At 62.9% G+C, this 9249-nt stretch carries 5 protein-coding genes; 2 read left to right on the top strand and 3 right to left on the bottom strand.

What is annotated here, in order from left to right; all coding sequences use genetic code 11:
- Nucleotides 1-8 precede the first annotated feature (8 nt).
- Entirely contained in the window at nt 9-872 is an 864-nt protein-coding gene (gene asd, locus E2583_RS11875; RefSeq protein WP_291596033.1) for an archaetidylserine decarboxylase, read from the top strand.
- 64 nt (nt 873-936) lie between these two features.
- Here asd and E2583_RS11870 read toward each other — a convergent pair whose 3' ends face one another.
- From E2583_RS11870 to map, 3 genes are all read right to left on the bottom strand, one after another.
- The gene (locus tag E2583_RS11870; protein ID WP_003056528.1) at nt 937-1197 is read right to left on the bottom strand and encodes a hypothetical protein; all 261 of its coding nucleotides are present in this window, start codon (nt 1195-1197) and stop codon (nt 937-939) included.
- A 74-nt stretch (nt 1198-1271) separates the two neighbouring features.
- Nucleotides 1272-3914: a [protein-PII] uridylyltransferase gene (locus tag E2583_RS11865; protein WP_291596030.1), complete on the bottom strand. Its 2643-nt coding sequence runs from the start codon at nt 3912-3914 to the stop codon at nt 1272-1274.
- Between the two features lie 189 nt (nt 3915-4103).
- Nucleotides 4104-4916: a type I methionyl aminopeptidase gene (gene map, locus E2583_RS11860; RefSeq protein WP_291596028.1), complete on the bottom strand. Its 813-nt coding sequence runs from the start codon at nt 4914-4916 to the stop codon at nt 4104-4106.
- Nucleotides 4917-5095: 179 nt separating this feature from the next.
- Here map and purL point away from each other — a divergent pair, with 179 nt between their 5' ends.
- Nucleotides 5096-9106 carry a phosphoribosylformylglycinamidine synthase gene (purL, locus tag E2583_RS11855; RefSeq protein ID WP_291596027.1) on the top strand — a complete coding sequence of 1337 codons (4011 nt, stop codon included), beginning with the start codon at nt 5096-5098 and terminating at the stop codon, nt 9104-9106.
- Nucleotides 9107-9249 lie beyond the last annotated feature (143 nt).

Raw genomic sequence — 9249 nt, 5'->3', positions numbered from 1 at the left:
ATTCCATTGTGTCTGATCGACTTGCCGTACTTTCCCAATATTTCTTGCCCAAGCAGGCGCTGACCGCGCTGATGGGAAAACTGGCGCAAGCCGAGGCTGGCGGATTGACGACGGCGGTGATTCGTCGCTTTATCCAGCGTTACCAGGTGAACATGGCCGAAGCGGCCAATCCCGACCCGGCTGCCTACAAGACCTTCAATGCCTTTTTCACCCGAGCACTCAAGGATGGCGTTCGCCCTCTGGCGCAGGCGGACTGGATTTGCCCGGTGGATGGCGCGATCAGCCAGTTCGGCAGGATCGAGGGCGAGCAGATCTTCCAAGCCAAGGGGCACCAATATAGTGCAACTGCGCTGGTGGGGGGGGATGCGGCACTGGCGCGCCAGTTCGATAACGGCAGCTTTGCCACGATCTATCTGAGCCCGCGCGACTATCACCGCATTCATATGCCGTGCGCCGGCAGGTTGCGCAGCATGACCTATGTGCCAGGCGATCTGTTCTCGGTGAACCCGGTGACCGCCCGTGGCGTGCCTGGTCTGTTTGCGCGCAACGAACGCGTGGTCTGCGTGTTCGATACCGATCACGGGCCGTTCGTGCTGGTGCTGGTAGGGGCGACGATCGTGGGCAGCATGGCCACGGTTTGGCATGGTCTGGTCAACCCACCGCGCCCAGGCCATATCAAGACATGGCGCTACGAGGGAGACGAGGCGGTGATGCTGGCCCGGGGCGACGAGATGGGCCGCTTTCAGCTTGGCTCCACGGTGGTCATGCTGTTTCCTCAGGCTGCAGGCCTGCAGTTCAATCCGCAGTGGCAGCCGGCAGCGCCGGTGCAACTGGGCCAGGTCATGGCCAATGCCCAGGCCAAGCTGGGCTGACAGCCGGGTTACATAGAAAAAGCCGCTGATGCCATGAGCTCAGCGGCTTTCTTGTTTTGACGGATCAAAGAAACCACGTCAGCGGTTCGGGCCGGCGTTCGGTGGTGAACACCGTGGGCGCAAGACTCAGGCGATCGGGCTTGACCGGGTCGTCGTGACCTCGGAGGTAGACCATCAGTTCGCGTCTGCGCAAGATGACATGGCTGACGATTTCGCGTCGGCCATTCTGGGTGACCTCGGTGCCGGGCCGAAACAACGGCATATGAAACAGGCCACTGCGTGTGGTGGGCGGCGATGCCGCAACTTCATTGGAGGCGAGCTGCATGGGCTTTCCGTAGTAGTGGTGACTGCTTATCGGCACCGAGTCATCAAACTGAAGCCCGAATTGCCGGGCTGGGATCAACCGGGCTGGGCCAGTGCCTTGAGCAGTTCGGTTTCTATGCGCAGCTGGCTGCTGTTGTCCTGCAGTTCAGGGCCCTCGATGAGGAAAGTGTCTTCCACGCGCTCTCCCAGGGTGCTGATCTTGGCCAGATGTACGCTGATATGGTGCTGTGCCAGGATGCGGGCAATGATGTAGAGCAGGCCTGCGCGGTCCGATGCGGAGATGGACAGCAGCCAGTGCTGGGCTTTTTCGTCGGGGCGCAGAATGACGCGTGGAGCGAATGGAAAGCTCTTGACGCGGCGCGACAGCCGTCTTTGCGATGGCGTGGGCAGCGGCCCGCCTTGCAGCAGTGTCTGGGTCAGGTCGCTTTCCACCATGTGCATGAGCTCGCGGTACTGTTCCTGCATGGTGGGGGCGACGACCTGGAAGGTGTCCAGTGCGTAATCGTTGTTGGCCGTGTGCACGCGCGCATCGAGGATGGAAAATCCTGCCCGGTCGAAGTAGCTGCAGATGCGGGCAAACAGATCGGGTTGGTCGGGCGCATAGACCAGAACCTGCAGGCCCTCGCCGGCCAGCGACCGCCGGGCGCGCACCACGGGTCTGCCCAGGCCCACATGGCGGGAAAGGTGGCGGGTATGCCAGGCGATGTCGGCGGCTTCATGGCGCATGAAGTAGCTCACATCCAGCGTCTCCCACAGTTTCTTGTGGGATTCGAAGGGCTGGGCGGACAAGGCCAGCTGCACCAGCGCCTCGCGCTTGCGGGCTTCGATTTCGGCGGCAGCATCCGGGGCGCGGCCACCCAGCACCCGCAGGGTCAGCCGATAGGTGTCTTCCAGCAGCTTGCCTTTCCAGGCGCTCCAGACCTTGGGGCTGGTGCCGCGAATGTCCGCCACCGTCAGCAGGTACAAGGCGGTGAGCTTGCGCTCGTTGCCGACGCGCTCGGCAAACGCGCGAATCACGTCGGGGTCGGAAAGATCCTGCTTCTGGGCCACCTGGCTCATGGTCAGGTGCTCGCGCACCAGAAACTCGACCAGTTCGGCATCACCCCTGTCGATCTGGTGGGCCCGGCAAAAGCGCTTGACTTCGACGGCACCGATCACGGAATGGTCGCCGCCACGGCCCTTGCCGATGTCGTGAAACAGGGCGGCAAGATACAGGATCCAGGGTTTGTCCCAGCCTGCGGCGAGCTGGGAGCAGAACGGGTATTCATGGGCATGCTCTGCCATGAAGAAGCGCCGCACATTGCGCAGCACCATCAAGATGTGCTGGTCCACGGTGTAGACGTGGAACAGATCATGTTGCATCTGTCCGACGATGCGTCGAAAGGGCCAGAGATAGCGGCCCAGCACCGAGGTCTGGTTCATCAGCCGGATGGCATGGGTGATGCCGCGCGGCTGCTGCAGAATCTTCATGAAAGTGGCGCGATTGACCGGATCGCGGCGGAACGCGCTGTCCATCACGTCGCGGCTGGCATACAGCGCGCGCAGCGTGCGCGTCGACAGGCCCGTCAGTCCCTCATGCTGCTCATACATGAGAAACGTTTCGAGAATGGCATGAGGGTCGCGTTCGTAGAGATCGTCGCTGACCACCTCGATGGTGCCAGCCTTCTCGCAGAAGCGATCATTGAGCGGGATCAGTTCGTGCGATCCGGGGTTCAGGCGCTCCTCGATGCTCATGCGCACGATCTGGCAAAGCTGGGTCACCGCCTTGGCCGCCCAGTAATAGTGGCGCATCAGGGTCTCGCCAGCGCGCATGGCCAGTTTGCGCCCCTCCGGCGTGGTGGAGCGGTAGCCGAAGGCTTCGGCCACGGCAGTCTGCAGGTCGAAGACCAGCCGGTCTTCGTGGCGGCCGGCGGTGGCATGCAGGCGGGCACGGATCAGGCTGAGGAGGGATTCATTGGATTCGAGCTGCTGAACCTCGAAATGGGTGATCAGGTCCTGCTCGGCCAGCTCATGCCAGCTGTTGCCGAAGCCTGCGGCCTTGGCAAGCCACAGCATGGTGTGAAGATCGCGCAGCCCGCCGGGCGATTCCTTGCAGTTGGGCTCCAGAGAATAGGGAGTGAAGTCGTATTTGGCATGTCGCTGGCGCATTTCCAGCAGCTTGCCCTCGACAAAGGCCCGGGGCTCCAGCTCGGCGCGGAACTGCTGCTCGAAGTCGGCAAACAGGGTCTTGCTGCCGGTGATGTAGCGCGACTCCAGCATGGCAGTCTGCACTGTCAGGTCCTGTGCGGCCTCCTGCAGGCACTCGGCAATGCTGCGCACGCTGGAGCCGATCTCCAGTCCGGCATCCCAGCAACTGCTGATGAACTGCTCGATGCTGGTCGCCAACTCCGCCGCCGGCGACGCACTGCTTTGGGGCAGCAGCACCAGCACATCGATGTCCGAGTAGGGAAAGAGCTGGGCTCGCCCGAATCCGCCCACGGCCAGCAGGGCAGCACCTTGCGGCATCTGCGCGCGCCGCCAGAGGGTGCGCAGCAGACCGTCGGCCAGTTCACTGAAATGGTGCAGCACTCCGCGCACGCTGCGCCGGCCCAGCGTGGGGTTGCGCAGCAACTCCATCTGCCGGGCCTTGGCCTCCCGGTATTGTTCGCGAAGCCCCTGCAGCGAGGAGAGGTCTGAGGCGTCGGCAGGGGCGACGGAGGGGTAGGCAGAGGAAGTCATGCGCGGCAGAAAAAACGTTTCAACAGGGCAAGTGCTTGATCGTCACCTTAACCCAACTGACTTGGGCTTGAGGCCTGTGATGGCAAAAAGATGAGCGCATGGCGCTTGCAGTACAAGCGCTACAAGCAAAAAATATGCCGCATCCAGTGTTGACTGGATGCGGCATGCAGATCAGCGACAGCAGTGTGCTCAGGTGCGGATGGCCGTGATGAAGTCGGGCGGAGTGGGCGAGCCCTCTGACCAGGTCAGCACGTCATAGCCGGTCTTGGTGACGGCCAGCATCAGCTCCCACTGGGCAGTCAGGCTGCGGTCCTTGGTGACCACGGTCCAGCCATCGGGCATGGCCTTGATGTCGCGCTTGCCCAGATTCAGCATGGGCTCGATGGTAAAGACCATGCCCTCTTCGAGTACCAGGCCTTCACCGGGGCGCCCGTAGTGCAGCACCTGGGGTTCGTCGTGGAACACCTTGCCGATGCCGTGGCCGCAGTATTCGCGCACGACGGACAGGTTGTTGCTCTCGGCGTGGGTCTGGATGGCGTGTCCGATATCGCCCAGCGTGGCACCGGGCCTGACCTGGGCAATGCCCTTCCACATGGCTTCAAACGTGAGCCGGGTCAGGCGCTTGGCGGCAATCGTGCCTTCGCCAATGATGAACATGCGGCTGTTGTCGCCGAACCAGCCGTCTTCGGTGATGATGGTCACGTCGACATTGACGATATCGCCCTTCTTCAAAGGCTTGTCGTTGGGGATGCCGTGGCACACCACATGGTTGACCGAAGTGCAGACATAGGCCGGGTAGGGGGTCATGCCCGGGGGCTGATAGCCCAGGCAGGCCGTCTTGGTGCCTTGCTCGGCCATGCGCTTGGCGCACAGATCGTCGATCTGCTGGGTGGTGATGCCGGGTTTGATGTGGGGGGTGATGTAGTCCAGCACATCCGAAGCAAAGCGGCCTGCAACGCGCATGCGCTCGATGTCTTCGGGAGTCTTCAGGGTGATGCTCATGGCCGCAATTATCCCATTGCGCGCTTGAACATGCAGGGCTTGTGGGTGTGAGCATTCGGACTTACCCCGAGGCACGGTAAAATCCGAGGCTCACCGAATTCAGCGCTCTGGCCGGATCCTCTCAGGAAGGGGATCGGCCAGGTCGCTTTTCAACAGCCTTCACATAAACAGGCCGCCACGTGACATTGCATCTGACACAGTTTGAGGGTGGAAACGCCCTGAGCTCGTTCCGCGCCCAACAGCTTCTGACCGATCTGGTCGCCATCCACCCCAAGATCACCGGCGTATCTGCACGCTTTGTGCACCTGGTTGCCACCGAGGGCGCAGTTGCGCCCGCATTGCAAGAGCGCCTGTCGGCGCTCTTGACTTATGGGGACCCCTACACGGGTGGCGCAGACGGCGTGGCCTTCATCGTCACCCCGCGTCTGGGCACCATCTCGCCCTGGGCCTCCAAGGCGACCGATATCGCTCGCAACTGCGGCCTGAATGTGTTCCGTGTGGAGCGCATGACCGAGTATCGCGTGGACATGAAGTCCGGCCTGCTGGGTGGCAAGCCCGATCTTTCGGCAGAGCAGACTGCTCAGATCGCCGCCTTGTTGCATGATCGCATGACCGAGTCCGTGTTCCCGACACGCGCCGAGGCCGAGCAGCTGTTCAACACCCTGGCCGCGCAACCCATGGAGTTTGTGGATGTGCTGGGCGGTGGCCGCGCAGCGCTGGAAAGCGCCAACAAGCAATGGGGCCTGGCCCTGGCCGATGACGAGATCGAGTATCTGGTCAATGCCTTCCGCGACCTCAAGCGCAATCCCACGGACGTGGAGCTGATGATGTTCGCGCAGGCCAACTCCGAGCACTGCCGCCACAAGATCTTCAACGCCAAGTTCACCATCGACGGCGTGGAGCAGGAGAAATCGCTGTTCGGCATGATCCGCAACACCGAAGCCTGCTCGCCCCAGCACACCGTGGTGGCCTATGCCGACAATGCCTCCATCATGGAAGGCCATGAGGTCGAGCGATTCGTGGCCCGGTTCGATGCCAAGGCAGACACCCTCAGCGCGCCCAGCTACCATAAGCAGGCGGCCACCAACCATGTTCTGATGAAGGTGGAAACGCATAACCACCCCACGGCGATCTCGCCCTTTCCCGGCGCATCGACCGGCAACGGCGGCGAAATCCGTGACGAAGGCGCGACCGGCCGTGGCTCCAAGCCCAAGGCCGGCCTGACCGGCTTCACCGTCTCCAAGCTCTGGGGCAGCGAAGTGGGCAAGCCCGAGCACATCGCCAGCCCGCTGCAGATCATGATCGAAGGCCCTCTGGGGGGCGCGGCGTTCAACAACGAGTTCGGTCGTCCCAACCTGACCGGCTATTTCCGCGAGTATGAGCAGCAGGTCGGCGACATCACCCGTGGCTACCACAAGCCCATCATGATCGCCGGCGGCCTGGGCGTGATCGACTCCGAACTGACGAAGAAGATCGAGTTCCCGGCGGGCACGCTGCTGATCCAGCTGGGCGGCCCCGGCATGCGCATCGGCATGGGCGGTGGTGCGGCAAGTTCCATGGCTTCGGGCACCAATGCCGCGGAGCTGGACTTTGACTCGGTGCAGCGCGGCAATCCCGAGATCGAGCGCCGTGCGCAGGAAGTCATCAACCATTGCTGGGCGCAAGGTGCCGAGAACCCCATCCTGGCCATCCATGACGTGGGTGCCGGCGGTATCTCCAATGCCTTCCCCGAGCTGACCAATGATGCCGGGCGCGGTGCACGCTTCGACCTGCGAGCCGTCAAGCTCGAAGAGTCCGGCCTGTCGCCCAAGGAAATCTGGTCCAACGAATCGCAGGAGCGATACGTGCTGGCCATCGCTCCCGAGTCGCTGGAGCAATTCACGGCCTTCTGCGAGCGTGAGCGCTGCCCGTTTGCCGTGATCGGCACCGCCACCGAAGAGCGGCAGCTGGTGCTGGAAGACACGGCGGTCGAGTCCGGCGACCAGAAGTTCCCCGTGAACATGCCCATGAACGTGCTGCTGGGCAAGCCGCCCAAGGTGCACAAGGATGTGACCAGTGTGAAGCGTGAGCTGCCTGCCATGGATCTGACCGGCCTGCCGCTGGAAAAGGCCGTGATCGAGGTGCTGGCCCACCCCACCGTGGCTTCCAAGCGCTTCCTGATCACCATTGGCGACCGCGCCGTCGGTGGCCTGACCCATCGCGACCAGATGGTCGGTCCCTGGCAAGTGCCTGTGGCCGACGTGGCCGTGACCCTGGCCGACTACAAAGGCTTCAAGGGTGAAGCCATGGCCATGGGCGAGCGCACTCCGCTGGCCGCCATCAATGCGCCGGCCTCGGGCCGCATGGCCGTGGCCGAGGCCATCACCAATATGCTGGCTGCGCCCATCGAACTGTCGAAGGTGAAGATGTCGGCCAACTGGATGGCCGCCTGTGGCGAAGCCGGTGAAGACGCCGCGCTGTACGCGACCGTCAAGGCCGTGGGCATGGAGCTGTGCCCCGCGCTGAACATCTCGATTCCGGTGGGCAAGGACTCCCTGTCCATGCGCACCCAGTGGAGCGACAACGGCCAGACCAAGAAGGTCACCTCGCCCGTGAGCCTGATCATCACCGGCTTCGCCGCCATCGACGATGTGCGCAGCACCCTCACGCCCCAGCTCGATGCCGAGGTGGAGGACAGCACCCTGGTGCTGATTGACCTCGGCCGCGGCAAGATGCGCATGGGCGGCTCCATCATCGGTCAGGTGCTCAATCAATCGGGCAACGAAGTGCCGGATCTGGACGACCCCAAGGATCTGATCGCCATGGTGGACGCCGTCAACGCACTGCGTGCCAAGGGATTGATACTGGCCTACCATGACAGAGGCGACGGCGGCCTGCTGGCCACGGCCGCCGAAATGGCCTTTGCCGGCCATGTGGGCGTGGCCTTGAATGTGGATATGCTGATCACCGAGGGCGACGGCATCTCCGACAGCCGCATGGACAGCGGAGAAGGCAAGAACTGGGGCAAGCAGGTCTCCGGCCGTCGCGAAGACCTGACCTTGCGCGCGCTGTTCAACGAAGAGCTGGGCGCCGTGCTGCAGATCAGGACCGAGGACCGTGCCGAAGTGCTGCAGGTGCTGCGCGAACATGGCCTGATCCAGTGCAGCCATGTCATCGGCAAGACCCGTCCTGCTTCGTCCCCTGTGGACGCCGGCAAGGGCGAGCTGCAGGTGTGGCGCGATGCGAACAAGGTGTTCGGTGCAACCCTGTCCGATCTGCACCAGGTCTGGGATGCCGTGAGCTGGAAGATCGCCCAGCAGCGCGACAACCCGGTATGTGCCGACAGCGAGCATGCTGCCGCCGGCGAGCCCTCCGACCCTGGCATGCATGTGCATCTGACGTTCGATCCCCGGGAGAACGTGGCAGCGCCCTTCATCAATGCGGCCTCCAAGCCTCGCGTGGCGGTGCTGCGCGAGCAGGGCGTGAATTCGCATGTGGAAATGGCCTACGCCTTCACCGAAGCCGGTTTTGAGGCGGTGGACGTTCACATGAGCGACCTGCAGTCCGGCCGTGCCCAGCTCAAGGACTTCGCCGGGGTGGTGGCCTGCGGCGGCTTCAGCTATGGCGACACGCTGGGTGCGGGCATTGGCTGGGCACGCTCCATCACCTTCAACGACCGTCTGTCCGAGCAGTTCCAGGCCTTCTTCGGTCGTCCCGACACTTTCGGCCTGGGCGTGTGCAACGGCTGCCAGATGTTTGCCGAGCTGGCCGACATCATTCCCGGTGCACAGGACTGGCCGCGCTTCACGCAAAACCAGAGCAACCGCTTCGAAGCGCGTCTGAGCATGGTGGAAGTACTGGAGTCGCCCAGCCTGTTCCTGCAAGGCATGGCCGGCTCGCGCCTGCCCATCGCCGTGGCGCATGGCGAGGGCTATGCCAACTTCCAGTTCCGCGGCAATGCCCAGCAGGTGGTCAAGGCCATGCGCTATGTCGATAACAAGGGGCAAGCCACCGAGCAATATCCTTTCAACCCTAACGGCTCGGCCGGAGGCCTGACCGCTGTAACGACTGCCGATGGGCGTTTCACAGCGATGATGCCTCACCCCGAGCGGGTGTTCCGCAATGTGCAGATGAGCTGGACTTCGGGCGACAAGTCCGAATTCAGCCCCTGGATGCGCGTCTGGCGCAACGCCCGCAAGTGGCTGGGCTGATCCCCTCTCGTCGCCATTGCAATCGAAAGGCTCTGCATCCTGCAGAGCCTTTTTTCATTTCACCATGACTCCAGCACCGAACTTCGCTGGACTACGCCGAAGCCCGATACAGCAGGTTTATCAATAACTTAGGCGAGTTCAAC

Origin of the sequence: Comamonas sp. (assembly GCF_009360615.1) — a bacterium.
Taxonomy (GTDB): domain Bacteria; phylum Pseudomonadota; class Gammaproteobacteria; order Burkholderiales; family Burkholderiaceae_C; genus Comamonas.
This window is presented reverse-complemented; position numbering and strand designations above follow the sequence as displayed.